Raw genomic sequence first — 20,370 nt, 5'->3', positions numbered from 1 at the left:
ACTTTATTTGCTCATAAGAGCATAGAAATCTAAATTGCATAAAAATCAAACGCTTCAATGAAAAAAATATTTTTCTTTATTATTCCCTTCCTTTTTTACACCAATTGTCTTCATGCCCAGGATTTTGAATTTGGAAAAATCAGTGTCGAGGATATACAAATAAAACATGCAAAAACCGATAGTAATGCCAATGCAATCGTCCTGAAAGAATTTGGAACAGCCTCTATACAAATCGAAGACAACTACGGTTACAGCTATGTAGATTATAAATACCATGTCCGTATAAAAATTCTGAATAAAAATGGATTTGAGCATGGAAATATTCAAATTCCTCTGTGGCGGTATACGGATAGAGATGATGAGATTACAGAGCTCACCGCTTGTACTTTTAGTCCCTCGGACGGAATTATGGTCAGAACAGACCTCGATAATAAACAAATATTTCTTGAAAACCGGAGCAAATATCTAAATGTTAAAAAATTTGCTATGCCTAACCTTAAGGAAGGCAGTATTATAGAATACAGCTATACCCTTAACAAAAAGAATATTTTCAACTTCGTGACCTGGGAATTTCAATCGCCTATCCCAAAAATCCAAAGTGAGTTTATCGCTATGATCCCCGCCATTTATAATTTCAATGCATCCATAAGGGGTTTTCTAAAACTGACCAGTCAGAATGCAGAAATCAGCAGGGAATGTTTAAGAATCCAGGGGTCTAAAATAGACTGCTCTAGACTGAGCTATATCATGAAGGATATCCCGGCTTTCATAGAAGAAAGCTATATGACCGCTGCCACTAACTTCAGATCTGCGATTTATTTTGAACTCTCGGATGTCCAGCATTTAAACGGGGGAAAAAACAACATTACCAAAACCTGGAAAGATGTTGATTACGAATTAAAAAATGAGAAGTCATTTGGGGGCCAAATGAAAAGAAAAGATGCTTTCAAGGAGATCTTACCGGAAATTCTCAAAGACCAACCCGATGAACTGAGTAAAGCCAAGGCCATATATGCTTACATTAAGAAAAATATACGCTGGAACAGATATTACGGAAAGTATGGTGAAAATGCCATCAAAAAATCTCTGGAAACGCATAGTGGAAATATTGGAGACATCAACCTGGCTTTAATTGCCGCATTAAGCTCCGCCGGGCTTGATGCGGAGGCCCTGGTCCTTTCAACCAGAGAAAACGGAATCATAAGCGATTTGTATCCGGTGATTAGTAATTTTAATTATGTAATTGCAAAAATAAACATTGCCGATAAAAGTTATCTACTGGATGCTTCCGAGCCTCTCCTTCCTTTTGGTTTACTGCCACTCCGTTGCATGAATGAAAGAGGCAGGGTAATTAGTTTAACCAAACCTTCTTATTGGTATGACATCAAAGCGAATCAAAAGGATATAAACAGGTATACCTTTACAGGCAGTCTCTCTTCCGAAGGTAAAATTACGGGCCACCTGATCACCTATTCCTCTGGTTATTCTGCATTTAACAAAAGAAAAAAAATAGAAGAAGCTGGCTCCGCGGAGTTGTATGCAGAAAAATTAAATGAACAGATGCCAGGCCTCCGCATTCTTCACCATCAGATTTCAAATATTGACAGCCTCGATAACCCCCTGGTGGAAGATTACGAGATAGAAATGAAATCGCAATATGACATGAAAGCCGGGCAGATATATTTTAATCCATTTTTCATCGACAAAACAAGTAAAAATCCTTTCAACCTGAATGAAAGAACTTACCCTGTAGATTTGGGCGCCGCCAAGGAAGACAGGGTAACCATTTTATTGAAAATCCCCGATAATTTCCAGCTAGCAGACCATCCAAAGAATCTTGCCATTGCCCTGGCTCAAAACGGAGGGAAATATCTGACGGATGTCAGCTTCAATGATGGTGTATTAAACTTTACTCAGCTTTTTCAATTGAACAAGGCATTATATGGTCCCGATGAATACCTATCCTTGAAAGAACTATTCAGCCGGATGATCCAGCAACAAAAGACAGACGTTATCCTTAAAAAAGCAATATGATGTTAAAAAAAGTACTCATTTTTGCTTTATTCTATCCTGTTTGTATAGTAAGTGCCCAGCAAATTATCTATAAGGCTGCAGACATTGCCCCCGAGTTAAAGAACCGCGCAAATGCTGTGATTAGAAATATGGAAACTGTTGTGGATATGAAAGCACCTGACGAAGTTATTTTAACTGTAAAAGAGGTATTAACTGTTCTGAATAAAAACGGAGAAGAAAAAGCAGGACAGGTTCTTTTTTATAATAAAAATTCAATCATCAGAGGCGTCAAAGGGGCAATTTACGATGAAGAAGGTAAACTCATTAAAAAGTTCAGTCAAAGTGATTTTACGGACGAAAGCGCCATCAGCAGCTTTTCTTTATACGAGGATGACAGGGTTAAACACTTTAACCCTAATATGGTCAATTATCCCTATACTATTGTTTATGAATATGAGATCAGAAATAAACAAAACCTCCTTATTCCCGAATGGTACGCCACCCCTTATTCAGATGTTTCAGTAGAAAAAAGCTCCTATCTTTTTCTCTGTAAGCCGGATGTAAAACTCAATATTAAAGCCTATAATTTTCAGGGGCAACCTAGCGAAACAAAAGACCAAAAGAGCCAGTCCTATTACTGGGAAGTAAAACAGATCCCTGCATTTAAACCCGAACCTTATGCCCCAAATCCAGATGAATACAGAATACATGTAAAAATCGCGCCCCAGGATTTTATTTATTACAGTTCAAAAGGCAGTTATAACAACTGGGAGGAACTTGGAAAATGGATTTATACCGATTTGGTTTCTAAAAAACAAAATACCAGTCCCGAAATGGCAGAAAAGGTCAAAGAACTGATTGATGGTCTATCTGATCCTAAAGAAAAAGCCAGAAGAATCTATTCCTATGTCCAGCAAAAAACAAGATACATCAGTGTACAAATTGGCTTAGGAGGATTTCAACCTATGCCTGCAATGGAGGTAGACCGCTTGGGCTACGGAGATTGTAAGGCCCTGGTGAGTTATACACAGTGCTTATTAAGGTTGGCTGATGTTCCTTCTTACTACTGTATTGTTTTTGCCGGAAGCAGGAAAAGAAGCCTTGATAAAAATTTTGCCAGTATGGATCAAGCCAATCATGTGATTTTGTGCCTTCCATTTAAAACCGATACAACCTGGCTGGAATGTACCAGCCAAACTTCACCTTTTGGTTTTCTGGGTGATTTTACGGATGACAGATTGGTCTTGGCGTGTACAGAAAATGGCGGAAAAATTTTACAAACACCAATACTTTCTGCGGAAAAAAATCTAACCCAGAGATCGGCAGAACTTTTTGTGGATGAAAATGGCAATGTAAAAGGAAAACTAAATACCAGTTTTAAAGGCGCTCAATACGACAACTATGAACAGCTTATTGCAGAATCACCTGAGGAGCAGCTTAAATCGCTCAAAAGACTTTATGACCTGGATAATATAAATTTCAGTAATGTCAAGTTCAATCAACTAAAAACAGAAGATCCGCAAACGACAGAATCCTTTGATCTGGTCATCAAAAATTATGTACCACAAACGCAAAGCCGCTCATATCTGGTCCTTAATGCTTTCAACAAAATGAATGCTGCCCCAGACGTCATGAATAGAAAAAGACCTCTTTATATTGGCCGTGGTTACTCAGAAGAAGATTATTTAACGTATAGTCTCCCTTCAAATTACAAAATAGAGGCTGGCCCGCAAGAAATAAATTTGGCATCAGAATTTGGCACTTATCATATGAAAATGACTCAAACCGGAAATAAAATATCTTATACGCGGAAATTCACTTTAAAAAGCGGTTCTTATCCTGCGGAGAAATACAGGGACTTTTCTGATTTTATTCTACAGGTTAACCGAAATGATTATACCAAGGTGGTGTTTAACCTCAACTAAGTATAAGGATCCCAAGGCCAATACCCAGAATCATAATCAAATACATAATAATTTCTGTGCTGGCAAATCTTTTATATTTTGTCCAAAAAGAATAATCTTCTTTAGATTTTTTTATCATTTCTTAAACAGATCAATTTTTCACAGGCCCTGCTTTCACCAGTGCTTTCTGATAGGCAGGAAGTTTTATATTATCCACAACGACGCCACGGGTTGTAGAAGCATGGACAAAAAAATCATCATTAAGATAAATGCCCACATGATCTACTTCTGCACCTCCAAAAGAAAAGAAAATCAGGTCACCTTCTCTGAGCTGGCCCCAATCCTTATCTCTGATCACCTGAGCCTGATCCTTAGAGCGCCGGGGTAAATCTATTCCATAAATATTTTTTTCCAACAATAAGGCAAAACCGGAACAGTCTATCCCGTTTTTATCCAAACCACCCAGCCTGTAGCGTACACCCGACCAATCGGTAATAAACCTGTAAAGCGATTTATTTTTTAATTTTCCCATTGCTTCAGCTGCTGCAGCGGCTGAAGCCGTGTTTTTAACCGTATACTTTCTTGATCCACAAGCAGATAAAAGCAGCATCAATACCGCTACTGTCCATAAACTACTGCGGGGAACGCTTTTTAATTTAGCAGACAGGTTCTTCTTCATAATTCTATTGTTTAATCAGTCTTTGTATCTCATCAAGTTTAAGCAATGCTTCCACTGGCGTAAGTACGTTTACATCAAGGTTATTTAACATATCGCGTATTTTGACAAGAATAGGGTCATCTACAGCAAACATGTGCAGTTGATAAGCCTGGTTCTGGACCTTCTTAATGCTATCTTTAATACTTTGGCCTTCAGTTCTGTCAATTTCAAGCTTTTTAAGAATTTCATTGGCCCTTGCTATTAATTTTGGAGGCATACCAGCCATCTTAGCAACATGAATACCAAAACTGTGTTCACTTCCACCAGGTACTAATTTCCTTAAAAAGATTACTTTATTACCTACTTCTTTGATCGATACATTGAAATTCTTAATCCGGGCCATGGTATTGGCCAGTTCATTCAGCTCATGATAATGGGTTGCAAACAGTGTTTTGGGTTTGGCTGTTGGATGTGTATGCAAAAACTCTGCTATGGCCCATGCAATAGAGATTCCATCATAAGTACTCGTTCCCCTTCCGATCTCATCTAAAAGAATTAAACTGTTATCAGAAATATTGTTTAAAATACTAGCCGTCTCATTCATTTCAACCATGAAGGTACTTTCTCCGGAAGAAAGATTATCGGAAGCACCAACCCGGGTAAAAATCTTATCGACCAGACCGATTGTTGCTGCCTTGGCCGGCACAAAACAGCCCATCTGGGCCATCAGTACAATCAAACCCGTTTGTCTTAGTATAGCAGACTTACCCGACATGTTGGGACCTGTAATGATAATAATCTGCTGACTTTCATTGTCCAGGAAAACATCATTGGTGATATATTCCTCCCCAACAGCGAGTCTTTTTTCTATAACAGGGTGCCGGCCGCCTTTAATGTCCAGAACTTTTTTTGTATTCAGTTCGGGTTTTACGTAATGATTGTGGATAGCAAGCTGCGAAAAACAAAGCATAACGTCCAGCTGTGCAACCTGATAAGCATTCAATTGTATAGGTTTGATATAAGTAGAAACCTGATACATTAACTCATTATATAAACGGACCTCAATTTGCTGGATCTTCTCCTCTGCACCTAATATTTGTTCTTCATATTCTTTCAGTTCCGGTGTAATGTACCGCTCTGCATTGACAAGGGTTTGTTTACGGAGCCAGTCAGCGGGCACTTTATCTTTGTGGGTATGTGTAACTTCCAGGTAATATCCAAATACATTATTAAAAGCGATTTTAAGAGAAGGGATACCTGTTGCTGCAGCTTCCCTCTTCTGTATTTCAATCAAATAATCTTTTCCGCCAAAGGATATCTTACGCAAGCGGTCAAGTTCTTCATCTATTCCATCGGCAATTACATTACCTTTGATCAATAAAGCCGGAGGGTCTGGAAACAATTCCCTTTCCAATTTCTCCCTGATGGACAGACATGGATTGAGTTGATCCGCAAGAGCGTTCAGGAAAGGGTTCTTAGAATTTTCAATTAACTTTTTTACTTCTTCTATATGATACAAGGCCTTTTTTAGCTGACAAAGTTCACGTGGCCCCACTTTAAGTAACCCAACTTTAGAAATCAACCTTTCCAGATCACCAATTTGTTTTATATGAGACAGCAGCTCCTCGGAAAGCTCCCTGTGTTCCACCAGATGCTCCACCATCCCAAGCCGTTCCTGTATTGGTTTTAATTCCTTTAGCGGCATAATGATCCACTTGTGAAGCAATCGCGCGCCCATAGGGGTACTGGTCTGATCCAGCACATCAAATAAGGTAACCGCATTATCATTAGAAGTACTGACCAGTTCCAGGTTTCTTACGGTAAAACGGTCCAGCCACATAAAACGGTCTTCTTCCAGTCTGGATATAGAAGTAATATGCTTTAAATTACGGTGTTCGGTTTCATTCAGATAATGAAGTACTACCCCTGCTGCGACCAAACCAGTCTGTAATTTATCCACTCCAAAACCTTTTAAAGAAGCAACTTCAAAATGTTTGGTTAAAGTTTCATTTGCATAATCTATTGTAAAAGCCCAGTCATCAAGGGTATATGTATAAAATTTGTCTCCAAAAAGCTCCATAAAATCCTGCTTTCTGTTTTTTTGGAAGACAACTTCCCTGGGTTTAAAACCCTGTAAAACTTTATCGATGTATTCTGCATTTCCCTGAGCTACAAAAAATTCGCCAGTAGAAATATCCAGTAAGGATACACCGATCAGGCTCTTATCAAAATAAACTGCTGCGAGATAATTATTGGATTTTTGGCTCAGGATATTGTCATTATAGGCAACTCCTGGTGTAACCAGTTCCGTCACCCCCCTTTTTACAATGGTTTTAGTACTCTTAGGATCTTCGAGCTGATCACAGATGGCAACACGTTGGCCTGCCCTCACCAATTTAGATAAGTAATTCTCAAGGGAGTGGTGTGGAAATCCTGCCAGCTCAATGTGTCCTCCGGGCCCATTGCCCCTTCTGGTTAATACAATTCCTAATATCTGCGCAGTTTTCACCGCGTCTTCTCCAAAAGTCTCGTAAAAATCTCCTACTCTAAACAATAATAATGCGCCCGGATACTTTGCTTTAATGGCATTGTATTGCTGCATTAATGGTGTTTCTTTAGTCTTATCTTTGGCCAAAATGATTCTATTTACAAAATCGTAAATATACTATCTAGAAATTTAGCCTTTACGATTTGTTGAAAATTTAAATAATGTGAATATAACCTGCTCTATCCCAACTGCTTTATATAAGAAAGAAACCGGGTCATTGCTTCTTTCTTTTGCTCGGTGAGCTCAAAATCCAGTTTGTGCATCAGATAATCTTCCAAATCGAAGTCAGGATGCTGGGGAAGTTCTTTTAACAATTCCATTCTATGGTCAAGGCCCAGTTTTAATGCCGCATTAAAATCTGCCACAAAAGTTTCGGGGATTTTTTTGTTGGCTATCCAGGCAGCATACATAAAAGGAAGCCCGGTAAAGTTCATCCATTCTTCTCCCATATCATAGGCGTAGGCATAGTTCCCTTTTTTTCCAAAAGTTCTGTCCCCGATTAAAACAATTGCATCTGCATGTACATCCGGATCAGTTGTAAATTCCACATCCAGTTTCCAGTAAAACTTCAACAACACTTTTGCCAGATTATTGGAGGTCCGGGAATGGCTATCCAGTTTAAGTGTTTTAATCTCTTTAACCGGAACGTCACTAAAAATAAATACAGAATTTACGGCCCCAACAGAGCCTATGCAATAACCAGCGATAATGTTTGCGTTTGGAACTTGTGGGAAAGCAGCCACAGGTATCAGACCTATATCTACTTGTCCATCAATTAATTTAGCTGCACAATCTGAAGGTATATCTAAACTGAGAACTATTTGATTTTTAACTTCGGAATGTTCAATTCCGTAAATAAAAGGTTTGGTATTGGTATAAGCTACTGCTGAAATTTTAATCTTGTCCAAGGTTATTTAACTCCTTTAAATGATCTGTATTGTTAAAGTCTGTAATGGTAAAGATATCGTCCTTAAGCGACACCCTGTAAAGCGTTGTATTCTGGTGAGGAAATTCACCCATGTCGGACATCGGTTTTCCACTCAGCAGGCAAAGAAGTAAACGCATGGCCCTTCCATGCATGCAAACCAACACCAATTGCTCTTTTTTATGGCTTTTGATGTGATTTACGGCCTCTGTTAATCTGACAGCAACCTCTGCAGGGCTTTCGCCTCCCTCAAATTTTGCATCATAATCCCCACTCTGCCATTGCTCTACCAATTCCCTGAACACCGCAAGCGCCTGTTCAGAACTAGGCTTTCCTTCCCATTCTCCCCAGGCAAGTTCATCCAGGCCGCTCAATTGCTCCCAGGGCAAGCCTGACTCAATAAATTTGTTTACAGTCTGGTGTGTTCTTTTCAAAGTGGAAGTGTACACCTTGTCAAAAGGCAGGTCTTTATACAATTGAAAAAAAGCTTCTGCTTGCGCCCTTCCGGTATCATTGAGGTCACTATTAATGCCTCTCCCTTGTACGATACCTTGTTTATTTAAATCAGTTTCTCCGTGTCTTATAATATATAACTCTTTACCCATCAGTTAATTACTGGCAATTTATAATATTGAGGTTTAGCTTCCTGTTCAAACACAACATCCGTATAATCGGTGACCACATTATATAAAGTATCTCTTTCAATAGGGGCCCTTCCAACTTGTTTAATCAACTGAACCAATTCCTGGGTGCTCATTGCCGGTGTTTGTTCCTCTGCACCAGCCATAGAATAAATTTTTGTTGTATCATCCAGCGTCCCGTCAATATCATCAACACCAAAGTTTAGGGACAATTGAGCGGTCTGTCGGCTAATCATAGCCCAGTAAGCTTTTATATGATCAAAATTGTCCATATAAATTCTTGCTATGGCATAATTTCTTAAATCTTCAATAACAGAAACTTCCGGCACATGGTCCATTTGGTTGTTTTGGTTTCTGAATTTTAAAGGAATAAAGGCCTGAAAACCTCCTGTTTTATCCTGAAGCTGACGCAGCCTTTCCATATGATCAACCCGGTGCCAAAATTCTTCTATATGACCATAAAGCATTGTGGCATTACTCCTCATTCCTAATTTATGTGCCTGTTCATGAATATCCAGCCATTGTTCTGCAGTGCATTTATCATGAGCAATTTTTTCCCTTACTTCCGGATGAAAAATTTCTGCCCCACCTCCTGGCATGGAATCCAAACCAGCTTCTTTCAAATACTTCATACCCTCATAATGACTTAATTTAGCCTTTTTGAAAATATAATAATACTCAACAGGCGTTAATGCCTTAATGTGTAAATCAGGCCGGTGTGCCTTGGTCCTGCGGAAAAATTCGGAATAAAATTCCAGATTCTGTTTGGGTACGACCCCTCCGGTCACATGCACCTCAGTTACGGGCTCCTGATCGTACTTTTTAAGAATGTCCATCATACCATCGACACTCATTTCCCAGCCTTCTTCCCTTTGTTTAATCAAGCGGGAATAAGAACAGAACTTACAATCGTATACACAAACATTTGTTGGTTCTATATGAAAATTGCGGTTAAAAAAAGTCTTGTAACCATGTTTTTCCTCCCGTATATAATTGGCAAGAACGCCTAAATAACCAAGTTCAGCGTGCTGATATAAATAAACGCCCTCCTCAAAGGTAATCCTTTCTTTGTTCAGAACTTTCTCTGCTATAGCCTTTAAGGCTTCCGGTAAATCCGGATCGTTCAAAAGTAATGTTAGTTTCGCAGTGGTATCCATATTTTGATCTCTGATCTGATAGAGACAAAAGTAACATAAAATTGATACAAGCGTATTTTTTTAGGCTTTTTAAGCTGTCAGGACAATGTAAAACAGGAAATACTTAAAAATCGTCCGTCCCTATAGTGGTCAGTACATCAAATTCCGCAGACAAACACCGGCTGATGTAATCCGCCAGATCCAAGTTTGACTTTGAAAGTTTAATTTTTGTATTTTTCTTATAAGTAATGTACTCCGTTAACGACAGGTCGTGTCCCGTATTTTTTTCATCGGCCCCAACATTTTTAAAAACCAGGTTAGACACAATTACCCTATATTTGAAATCCTTAACCTGTACAGTGACAGATGCATTTACAAAAAAGGACAGGATGGTACCTGTAAAAACACTTCCTTTAAATCTTCTCTCATTAAATTGGTAGCGGTAAAGCCTCCCTATGAATTCATTTTGGTTGCGATAAGCCCCACCATCTTCAATTCTAAAACCTTTAAAGACCGAGAGCATGCTATTTACCTTTTCACTCAGTTCATCACGGTTTAGTTTAGAGCTATAAACTTTTTGAAAAATGACTTCGTAATTCTTCAAGACAATAGAAGTACCTGCTACACTATCCTGAATACCATTTGCAGAAGAAAAATCCGCTTGTCCAAAGCAAAAAACAGGAAATAAAAGCAAAAAAAGTAGTGATTTCATAAGGTGGGATGTTTTGACCGGAAAGATAGAAAAAAATGCTTTTTGTTAGATGACGTTTAATAATATGAAAAACCGTTGCAAAAAATGGCTTATCCTATTTTTTTAACCTAAATTTGCAATTTCAAAAAAAAACATGATTTATTTCTTCTCCAGTCCATCCCAAACGGTTTTTGCCTTACAAACGGAAAAAAACCTATCCAAAACTGATATTACGAAATTAGAGTGGTTATTCGGCGGCGCTAAGCACTCAGAAGAGCCCCTGCTAAAGGGTCCTTTTATTGGGCCCCGTGCAGCAATGGTTACCCCATGGAGCACCAATGCTGTAGAAATTACTCAGAACATGGATATCCAGGGCATCATCAGGATTGAAGAATTTAGGCAGGCAGGAGCTGATTCTGAAGGATTTGACCCCATGCTGTCCCAAAAATTTGAAACACTGGATCAGGATTTATTTACCATAAACATTCAGCCAGAAGCCATTCTGGAGATTAAAGATATTGCCGCCTACAATATACAGGAAGGTTTATCTTTAAGTGATGAAGAAGTGGCTTATCTAGACCAGCTTTCTATCAGATTAGGCCGTGCTCTGACGGATTCAGAAGTATTCGGTTTTTCTCAGGTCAACTCAGAACACTGTCGTCATAAAATATTCAACGGAAAATTTGTCATAGACGGGGTTGAGCAACCTTTATCTTTATTTAAGCTCATCCGTAAAACATCAGAAGAACATCCCAATGAAATAGTTTCGGCCTATAAAGATAACGTTGCTTTCATTAAAGGGCCAAAAGTTCAGCAATTTGCGCCTGCCAGGGCAGATGTTCCGGATTACTATAAGACAAGTGATTTTGAATCGGTGATTTCTTTGAAAGCCGAAACCCATAACTTCCCGACTACTGTAGAGCCTTTTAATGGAGCTGCGACGGGGTCAGGTGGAGAAATCAGAGATAGACTGGCAGGTGGCCAGGGCTCTTTACCTCTTGCAGGTACAGCAGTTTACATGACTGCACTTTCCAGACTTGAAGACGACCGTCCATGGGAAAAAGGTGTAGAAGAAAGACAATGGTTGTACCAAACGCCAATGGATATTCTGATCAAAGCCTCTAATGGCGCTTCAGATTTTGGCAATAAATTTGGACAACCTCTCATTACAGGTTCGGTGCTTACCTTTGAACATGAAGAAGATTCCCGTAAGCTGGGTTATGACAAGGTCATCATGCTTGCTGGTGGAGTTGGTTATGGAAAAGCAAATCAATCTCAAAAACAAAAACCGGCAACCGGTGATCAGATCGTTATTCTTGGTGGTGAAAATTACAGGATCGGTATGGGTGGTGCTGCTGTATCTTCTGCAGATACCGGCGCATTGGGTTCGGGCATAGAATTGAATGCCATCCAACGTTCAAACCCTGAGATGCAGAAAAGAGCAGCCAATGCGGTACGGGGAATGGTGGAAAGTGAACACAACACAATCGTTTCCATACATGATCATGGTGCCGGAGGCCATTTAAACTGTCTTTCCGAGCTGGTCGAGGAAACCGGTGGTAAAATTGATCTGGATAAGTTACCTGTGGGCGACCCTACGCTTTCGGCAAGAGAAATTATTGGGAATGAATCGCAGGAACGTATGGGGCTGGTCATTGCCCAGGAACATTTAGATACTTTACAAAAAATTGCTGATCGGGAGCGTTCTCCTATGTACACTGTTGGTACGGTAACAGGAGACCATCGTTTTACTTTTGAGTCTGCAACCACAGGCGCAAAACCAATGGACCTCGAGCTTAAAGATATGTTTGGCAGTTCCCCTAAGATGATCATGGAGGATAAAACAGTCAACAGATCCTATCAAGCTATTACTTATAACAAAGAAGACCTTCATCTTTATCTGGAACAAGTTTTACAACTGGAGGCGGTAGCCTCCAAAGACTGGCTGACCAATAAAGTTGACCGTTGTGTGGGTGGCCGTGTGGCCAAACAACAATGCGCCGGTCCGTTACAGTTGCCACTTAACAATTGCGGGGTGATGGCATTGGATTTTCAAGGCAAAGAAGGTATTGCCACTTCAGTTGGACACGCCCCGGCCTCTGCTTTAATTGATCCTGCCGCAGGAAGCAGAAATGCCATTGCTGAATCTCTATCCAATTTAATTTGGGCCCCTTTAAAGGATGGACTAAAAAGTGTCTCCCTTTCAGCAAACTGGATGTGGGCTTGTAAAAATGAAGGTGAAGATGCCCGTCTTTATGAAGCTGTAAAGGCATGTTCTGATTTTGCAATCCAGCTGGGGATCAATATTCCGACAGGTAAGGATTCTTTATCCATGAAGCAAAAATACAAGCAGGACGAAGTTATTGCTCCGGGAACTGTAATTATTTCAGCTGCAGGAAATTGCAATGACATTACAAAGGTTATTGAACCGGTATTGCGCAAAGATGGTGGTTCAATCTATTACATTAATCTTTCCGCCGACAGTTATGAACTGGGAGGTTCCTCATTTGCACAAATTCTGAACAAGGTTGGTCAGCATACACCCGATGTAAAAGATGCCCTACAATTCAAAAACACCTTTGATGCGATTCAGGACCTGATCAAAGCCGGAAAAATACAAGCCGGACATGATATTGGAAGTGGTGGTTTAATCACTACCTTACTTGAACTTTGTTTTGCCGACAGAGATCTGGGTGCTGCTATTGATTTATCCGGACTTGAGGAAACAGACATCATTAAAATTCTTTTTTCAGAGAATATTGGAATTGTTTTCCAGGCTGAAAATGAAGTAGAGAATATCCTGGCTTCAAAAGGAATTGCATTTCATAAAATTGGCCAGGTAAGCCCTCAGCCAAAACTCCAGATCAAAACATCTAAAGATCAGCTTGATTTCGATGTTGACCATTTGCGTGATGTTTGGTTCAAAACATCTTACCTTCTGGATAAAAAACAGAGTGGCCCGGTTAAGGCGAAAGAACGTTTTGACAATTACAAAAAGCACCTTTTAAAATATAATTTCCCGACTCAGTTTACCGGAAAAAAACCAGAAATAGACGATACTAAGGCGAGACCAAAAGCTGCAGTAATCCGTGAAAAGGGAAGCAATTCTGAAAGGGAACTGGCCAATGCCATGTACCTTGCGGGCTTTGACGTCAAAGATGTTCATATGACAGACCTGATTTCCGGCAGGGAAACACTTGAAGACATACAATTTATAGGCGCCGTCGGAGGTTTTTCCAATTCTGACGTTCTGGGATCTGCCAAAGGATGGGCCGGAGCATTTCTATACAACGAAAAAGCCAGAACAGCCTTGGAAAATTTCTTTAAAAGACCAGACACTTTATCAGTCGGAATCTGCAATGGATGTCAGTTGTTTATTGAATTGGGTCTGATTAACCCTGACCATGAGCAAAAACCAGCGATGCTCCACAACGATAGCCGTAAACATGAAAGCATTTTCACTTCCTTAACCATTCAGGAAAACAATTCTGTTATGCTGTCTTCTCTGGCTGGGAGTACTTTAGGTGTATGGGTATCACATGGTGAGGGGAAATTTCATCTACCTTATGCTGAAGATCAATATCATTTGGTTGCAAAATATGCATATGAAAGCTATCCGGCAAATCCAAATGGTTCAGATTACAATACAGCGATGATGTGTGATCAAACAGGAAGACACCTGGTGATGATGCCCCACATTGAACGTTCCCTGTTTCAATGGCATTGGGCAAATTACCCACAAGACCGTAAAGATGAGGTTTCTCCATGGATGGAGGCCTTTGTTAATGCCAGAAAATGGCTTGACAATCAGAAGTAGCAAAAATTCAGGACAAAAAAAAGGAGGCTTAACCAGAGCCTCCTTTTTAACCTAAACCAAATTTACTAACCAAATTATTTTGCAGCTTTCGAAAAATTCATTACGATGTAAGCTGTTGTATTTCCATAAGTGATTGGCGATTTCAAAACCAGGTTATCCCCAGTAGTGGCAGAAAGAATTAACCTGTAACCAGAGGTTACATTTTTGGCCTTATCACCTTCGTATAATTTTTTAAACTGAAAAGTTCCATCACCGGTGCTTACAGACCAGAAAATAGTTTGTGTTTTAGCAATACAGCCATCTCCCCCACCTGGTAAAGCATAACTTCCGTTACCGCTGTTTGTTAAACGCCAGGTACTCCCAACAAAACATTTATAGGATGGCTCATCAAACAGGCCTCTGACTGCTATAGGCGGAATACCATCAAAAGTTATATCGTTCAGGATCCATGTTCCGGTTACTCTTCCCCTTTTCAAATCAGCAGTGGCAGAAGAAGCACCCTTCGGTGTTGAACAACTTTGTAAAACCATTAATGAACTACATAAAATGGCAGCTATAACTAATATTCTTTTCATATACTTGTCTTTTGTCGGATCAATACATAAATCCTGCCAAAATAGAACTGCTTTTAAATTTTATCACCTAAATTTGAGAACAACGACAATTATCTTTATAAAATTAATTATATGAAGCCTGAAACCCTTGCCATACATAGTGGAAACCTATATAAATCTGCCACTGGTGATGTTACCCCTCCAATTAGCCTTTCTACAACCTTTTTAAGGGATGAACAAGGTGGATACCCGGGAGGACATATGTACAGCAGGGTCAGTAACCCCAACCGGACAGCATTGGAAAAAGTGCTGTCAGAACTCGAACATGGAGAAGATGCCTGTACCTTCTCTTCAGGTAATGCAGCAGGAATGAGCATTTTTCAGGCACTAAAACCAGGCAGTCATATAATAGCACCAGATGACATGTATTGGGGCTTCAAAAAGCAATTACAGTCCATTTTTGAATACACTCTTGAATTTGACTTTATTGATCTGACCAAAACAGAAGAAATTGAAGCCTTTCTGAAACCCAATACCGTGATGATATGGGCAGAAAGCCCTTCGAATCCACTTTTAAAAATTACAGATATCCCTGCCATCGCCGCTATAACAAGAAAACACAACCTGATATTTGCCTGTGACAGTACTTTTGCATCCCCTTGTCTTCAAAATCCGATTCAACTGGGTGCAGATATCGTGATGCATTCTTCCACAAAATATATTGGAGGCCATAGTGATGTACTTGGCGGCGCACTGATCACTTCCAAGCGTAATGAGTACTGGGAAAAAATAAGAAATATCCAGCAAATCGGTGGCGCTGTTCCCTCCCCTTTTGATTGCTATCTTTTGTTAAGAAGCATAAAAACCTTATCCTATCGCATGCAGGGACATTGCCATAACGGTATGGCCCTTGCTCTTTTCCTGGAAAAACATCCTAAAATAGAAACGGTGTATTATCCTGGCTTAAACACCCATCCCCTACATAAAATTGCCGCGGCTCAAATGACTGGCTTTGGAGGTATGCTGTCGATTTTAGTTAAAGGAGGTGTAACTGAGGCCAAAAAAGTAGTCAATAGCGTAAAAATATTTGCGCAAGCCACCAGCCTTGGTGGGGTGGAAAGCCTTATAGAACACAGGGCCTCTGTGGAAGGGCCAGACACAAAAACGCCTCAAAACCTGATCCGGATATCGGCAGGACTTGAACATATTGATGATCTTATTTCAGATTTGGAACAGGCCTTGAATTAAAGTTCACCAACATATTAATTGCATAGAGGCTTTTAACCTAATTTTATTTGCAATACCAACCCTAAAATTCAAAAAAATCAGAATTATATTTTGTATGTAATTTTTATTCTCTATATTTGTACCATCATCAGCAATAGCTGATCAAGTCATTACCTCTTTGCAGGGGTTTGATTTATAAAGAAGTGGCGAGAGACAGGCTCATTGACCCACTGGCAACCCTACCAAACGGAAGAAGGTGCCAATTCCTGACCAGTCAACAGGTGTTGACTGGAAAGATAAATTTGAACTAAAATGAACATCAATTACAATCAAATCCGCTTTCGCGAAAATCCAGGCTTCAACAGCCCTTCTGTAGAACTTATTCTAAGTAATACATCTGCTTGTTGTACTCTGCAGCCATCAATTTGTATGTGCTGCTGCATACATCAGAATTAAAAATCTTCCTTTTTGTTCTTAACCATCAATCCGGAAGGCCTCTTAAACAGAGGTACGCAAGTTTTCTATGCTTTAGATTTAAAGCTCAAATTCACAACAAACAGAAATTTACTTAAAACAAATCAACATGTCTGCATCATATAAATTCGAAACTTTACAATTACACGCCGGCCAGGAAAGCGACCCAACAACCGGATCAAGAGCTGTCCCTATTTATCAAACCACCTCTTATGAATTTAAAAATTCTGAACATGGGGCAAATCTTTTTGCATTAAAAGAATTTGGAAATATCTATACCCGGATTATGAATCCAACAACTGATGTATTCGAAAAACGGGTGGCTGCTTTGGAAGGCGGCGTAACTGCAGTAGCCGTAGCCTCTGGTCAGGCCGCTCAGTTTATCGCACTGAACAATATTCTTCAATCGGGAGATAACTTTGTTTCTTCTTCTCATTTATACGGAGGAAGCTATAATCAGTTTAAAGTTGCCTTTAAAAGACTGGGTATTGAGGTACGCTTTGCAAACCCGGATGAGCCAGCCGATTTTATTTCTAAGATTGATGAAAAAACCAAGGCCATTTATCTGGAAAGTATTGGAAATCCTTCTTTCAGTATTCCAGATTTCGAAAAAATTGCAGGAATTGCAAACAAGTATGACCTTCCCCTTATCGTAGACAATACCTTTGGTGCGGCGGGCTACCTTTTCCGTCCACTGGAACATGGCGCACATGTTGTGGTCCAGTCTGCCACCAAATGGATTGGCGGCCACGGTACAAGTATTGGCGGCGTAATCGTTGATGGAGGAAATTACAACTGGGGCAATGGTAAATTTCCACAATTTACCGATCCGTCTGAAGGTTATCACGGTCTGGTTTTCAATGATGTATTTGGGATCAACGGACCTTTTGGAAATATTCAATTCGCCATTCGTGCCCGTGTGGAAGGCTTAAGAGATTTTGGACCAGCCTTATCTCCTTTTAATTCCTTCCTCCTGCTTCAGGGATTGGAAACGCTTTCCCTGCGTGTACAACGTCATATTGACAATGCACTTGCCCTGGCTGTCTGGCTTGAAAATCTTCCCCTGGTGCGAAAAGTAAATTACCCTGGTCTGGAAAGCAGTCCTTATCATATTCTGGCGAAAAAATATCTTAAACATGGTTTTGGTGCGGTCCTTTCCTTTGAACTTGATGGCACTAAGGAAGATGTTGCAGCGGTAGTAGACAATTTGAAGCTGGTGAGTCACCTGGCCAATGTAGGCGATGCAAAAACGCTGATCATACAGCCTTCGGCAACAACTCATCAACAATTAAGTGAAACAGAACAAGTTGCTGCCGGTGTCAGCCCGACATTGTTACGTGTATCAGTAGGAATTGAGCACATCGATGACATCAAAGCAGATTTCGAACAGGCTTTCGCTAAAATCACAGAACAACAACCTGCTTAAGATCAAATCAAACAAAACAATGGGTACAACAAACATATATCATCATAAAAAACTATTTAAACTGGAGAACGGAAAAAAACTCCGGGGTTTAGAAATTGCTTACCAGACCTATGGCAGGCTCAATGCAAAAAAAGACAATGTCATCTGGGCCTGCCATGCACTAACTGCCAATGCAGATGTACTTGATTGGTGGAAAGGGCTTTTTGGAACAAAAGCGCTCTTTAATCCCGAAGAGCATTTTATCATTTGTGCCAATGTAATCGGCTCACATTATGGCTCTACCAATCCTTTGAGTACGAACCCCATAACCGGACAACCCTATTACCTCTCTTTTCCGGAATTTACCATAAGAGACCTTGTAAAAGCCCATCAACTTTTAGCTGATCATCTTTTAGTCCAGCAAATCAAGGTATTAATTGGTGGCTCACTTGGCGGACAGCAGGCACTGGAATGGGCCATTGCAGATCCTTCAAAAATCGACAACCTGATCCTGGTTGCCACTAATGCTGTACATTCTCCATGGGGCATTGCTTTTAATGAAAGTCAGCGGTTGGCCATCAGTACAGACCGGACATTCTATGCCCAGCAACCCGAAGGAGGATCAAAAGGCCTTAAAGTAGCCAGAAGCATAGCTTTACTGTCTTATAGAACTTATGATGCCTATGCTTCTACCCAACTGGAAAGCGTTAATCATAAAGTCACTGATTTCAGGGCTTCTTCCTATCAGAATTACCAGGGCGAAAAACTTTGTAAACGTTTCAACGCCTATAGCTACTGGTACCTGAGCAAAGCTATGGACAGCCATAATGTAGGAAGAGGTAAAAAAAGCATCATCGATGCTTTAGCAGATGTAAAAGCCAATTCCTTAATTATTGGCGTCGAGAATGATGTACTGTTCCCTTTATCTGAGCAAAAATTTTTAAGTGAACATATTAAAGACGCAGAATTTCACGCCATTACTTCAGCCTATGGTCACGATGGATTTCTTATTGAAACAGACACACTAACCAATGTGATTGGCAATTTTTTAAAAGAAAGTATAAATAAAAAGATTATTAAACTACATAAAACAGCATAAATGAGTAATAGACTTAAAATCGGGTTATTTGGTTTTGGGGTGGTCGGACAAGGGCTCCATGACATCATCAAAGGACAGGACCTCAATCTGGAGATTATAAAAATTGCCATCAAAAATCCCGATAAAAAACGCAGCCTTGAAGCAGGCTTATTTACAACCAATCACGATGAGTTGCTGAACAATCCTGAAATTAACACCATCGTTGAGTTGATAGATGATGCAGATGCTGCATTTCAAATTGTCCGCAGGGCTTTGATCTCAGGAAAACATGTTGTTTCAGCAAATAAAAAAATGATTGCCAGCCACCTTTCGGAACTGGTCGAACTTCAGGAAAAATATGGCGCTTCTTTACTATATGAAGGAGCTGTATGCGGAAGTATTCCAATTATCAGAAACCTGGAGGAATACTACGACAATGAACTACTTCATGGGATAAGCGGTATATTTAATGGATCTTCCAATTATATCCTTTCCAAAATATTTAATGAAAACCTGGATTATCATATAGCCCTGAAGCAAGCACAGGACCTTGGCTTTGCAGAAACAAACCCTATTCTTGATGTTGGTGGCTATGATCCTAAATTTAAGCTCGCCATTGCCACTGCACACGCTTACGGCCTGTTCATCAATCCAGATAAAATTCTTAATGTAGGTATTCAAAATTTATCCGAAAATGACATCAATTATGCCAGGGAAAAGAATTTTAAAATAAAGCTTGTACCCACAGCCAGAAAGATAAGCACAAAGCAAATCATTACCTATGTGCTGCCAAAATTTGTAAAGTCAGACGACTTTTTATTCAATGTTGAAAATGAATATAATGGTGTAACCGTTCAGGCAGCCTTCGCAGACAAACAGTTCTTTTTTGGTAAAGGTGCCGGTGGTCATCCAACCGGGGCTGCCGTATTATCGGACATTGCTGCCTTGCGGTACGGTTATAAATATGAATACAAAAAATACCACCAGCAAAATGGTTTGAGCCATACAGACAATGTCAATATAGAGATTTATCTCCGTTACGAACATGAATACACCGTAGAGAAACTTAAAATTCAAAACATTGTAGAGCGTTTTACCCGTAACGACTATAAATACGTTATTGGTAGCGTCAGCCTAAAAGATTTACTGGCCAACAAAGAGTTGCTTCAGGAAAAAAATATATTTATTGCGCATACTGGCCGCTACAATTATACAGAACAACAAATTAAAGCTGTAGCAGAAGAAGAGGCTGCTTTACATTCTTAGATATCAGGTAATAAAATAAAAAGGCCGGATATT

General features: G+C 39.8%; 14 protein-coding genes and 1 riboswitch. Of the genes, 7 read left to right on the top strand and 7 right to left on the bottom strand.

The annotated features are described in order from the left end of the window. The first annotated feature begins 57 nt into the window (after positions 1-57). Positions 58-2,034 (top strand): DUF3857 domain-containing protein, encoded by a 1,977-nt coding sequence (locus B0O44_RS01335; protein WP_110826899.1) that lies wholly within the window; start codon positions 58-60, stop codon positions 2,032-2,034. Further along, positions 2,031-3,938 carry a DUF3857 domain-containing protein gene (locus B0O44_RS01330; protein WP_110826898.1) on the top strand — a complete coding sequence of 636 codons (1,908 nt, stop codon included), beginning with the start codon at positions 2,031-2,033 and terminating at the stop codon, positions 3,936-3,938. The genes B0O44_RS01335 and B0O44_RS01330 overlap by 4 nt, the downstream gene beginning before the upstream one ends. A gap of 130 nt (positions 3,939-4,068) precedes the next feature. Here the strand turns inward: B0O44_RS01330 and B0O44_RS01325 are convergent, their stop codons facing one another. From B0O44_RS01325 to B0O44_RS01300, 6 genes are all read right to left on the bottom strand, one after another. Next, on the bottom strand, positions 4,069-4,596 hold the full coding sequence (locus tag B0O44_RS01325) for a C40 family peptidase (protein ID WP_110826897.1): 528 nt from the start codon (positions 4,594-4,596) through the stop codon (positions 4,069-4,071). Between the two features lie 4 nt (positions 4,597-4,600). Further along, positions 4,601-7,210, bottom strand: a complete 2,610-nt coding sequence (gene mutS / locus B0O44_RS01320) for a DNA mismatch repair protein MutS (RefSeq protein WP_110826896.1) — start codon at positions 7,208-7,210, stop codon at positions 4,601-4,603. A gap of 92 nt (positions 7,211-7,302) precedes the next feature. Beyond that, positions 7,303-8,031 (bottom strand): menaquinone biosynthetic enzyme MqnA/MqnD family protein, encoded by a 729-nt coding sequence (locus tag B0O44_RS01315; protein WP_110826895.1) that lies wholly within the window; start codon positions 8,029-8,031, stop codon positions 7,303-7,305. Beyond that, positions 8,018-8,653 (bottom strand): histidine phosphatase family protein, encoded by a 636-nt coding sequence (locus tag B0O44_RS01310; protein WP_110826894.1) that lies wholly within the window; start codon positions 8,651-8,653, stop codon positions 8,018-8,020. The genes B0O44_RS01315 and B0O44_RS01310 overlap by 14 nt, the downstream gene beginning before the upstream one ends. Then, a complete protein-coding gene (gene mqnE, locus B0O44_RS01305) occupies positions 8,653-9,846 on the bottom strand; it encodes an aminofutalosine synthase MqnE (protein WP_110826893.1) in 1,194 nt (397 codons plus the stop codon). Before mqnE ends, B0O44_RS01310 begins: the two co-directional genes overlap by 1 nt. A 103-nt stretch (positions 9,847-9,949) precedes the next feature. Continuing rightward, positions 9,950-10,537 (bottom strand): hypothetical protein, encoded by a 588-nt coding sequence (locus tag B0O44_RS01300; RefSeq protein WP_110826892.1) that lies wholly within the window; start codon positions 10,535-10,537, stop codon positions 9,950-9,952. 133 nt (positions 10,538-10,670) lie between these two features. Here B0O44_RS01300 and purL point away from each other — a divergent pair, with 133 nt between their 5' ends. Then, positions 10,671-14,333, top strand: coding sequence for a phosphoribosylformylglycinamidine synthase (purL, locus tag B0O44_RS01295; protein ID WP_110826891.1), 3,663 nt, complete (start codon positions 10,671-10,673; stop codon positions 14,331-14,333). Between the two features lie 74 nt (positions 14,334-14,407). On the opposite strand, the gene B0O44_RS01290 is transcribed toward purL, so the two are convergent. Then, positions 14,408-14,908 (bottom strand): lipocalin family protein, encoded by a 501-nt coding sequence (locus B0O44_RS01290; RefSeq protein WP_110826890.1) that lies wholly within the window; start codon positions 14,906-14,908, stop codon positions 14,408-14,410. A 111-nt stretch (positions 14,909-15,019) separates the two neighbouring features. On the opposite strand from B0O44_RS01290, the gene B0O44_RS01285 reads away from it, so the two are divergent. From B0O44_RS01285 to B0O44_RS01270, 4 genes are all read left to right on the top strand, one after another. Continuing rightward, on the top strand, positions 15,020-16,135 hold the full coding sequence (locus B0O44_RS01285) for a trans-sulfuration enzyme family protein (RefSeq protein ID WP_110826889.1): 1,116 nt from the start codon (positions 15,020-15,022) through the stop codon (positions 16,133-16,135). A gap of 169 nt (positions 16,136-16,304) precedes the next feature. Beyond that, positions 16,305-16,417: riboswitch (SAM riboswitch) on the top strand. A 280-nt stretch (positions 16,418-16,697) separates the two neighbouring features. Further along, positions 16,698-18,014, top strand: coding sequence for an O-acetylhomoserine aminocarboxypropyltransferase/cysteine synthase family protein (locus B0O44_RS01280; RefSeq protein ID WP_211321286.1), 1,317 nt, complete (start codon positions 16,698-16,700; stop codon positions 18,012-18,014). 19 nt (positions 18,015-18,033) lie between these two features. Beyond that, positions 18,034-19,092, top strand: coding sequence for a homoserine O-acetyltransferase family protein (locus B0O44_RS01275; RefSeq protein ID WP_110827505.1), 1,059 nt, complete (start codon positions 18,034-18,036; stop codon positions 19,090-19,092). Further along, positions 19,093-20,337 carry a homoserine dehydrogenase gene (locus tag B0O44_RS01270; RefSeq protein ID WP_110826887.1) on the top strand — a complete coding sequence of 415 codons (1,245 nt, stop codon included), beginning with the start codon at positions 19,093-19,095 and terminating at the stop codon, positions 20,335-20,337. Positions 20,338-20,370: the final 33 nt, after the last annotated feature.

The organism is Pedobacter nutrimenti, from assembly GCF_003208655.1.
Taxonomy (GTDB): domain Bacteria; phylum Bacteroidota; class Bacteroidia; order Sphingobacteriales; family Sphingobacteriaceae; genus Pedobacter; species Pedobacter nutrimenti.
This window is presented reverse-complemented; position numbering and strand designations above follow the sequence as displayed.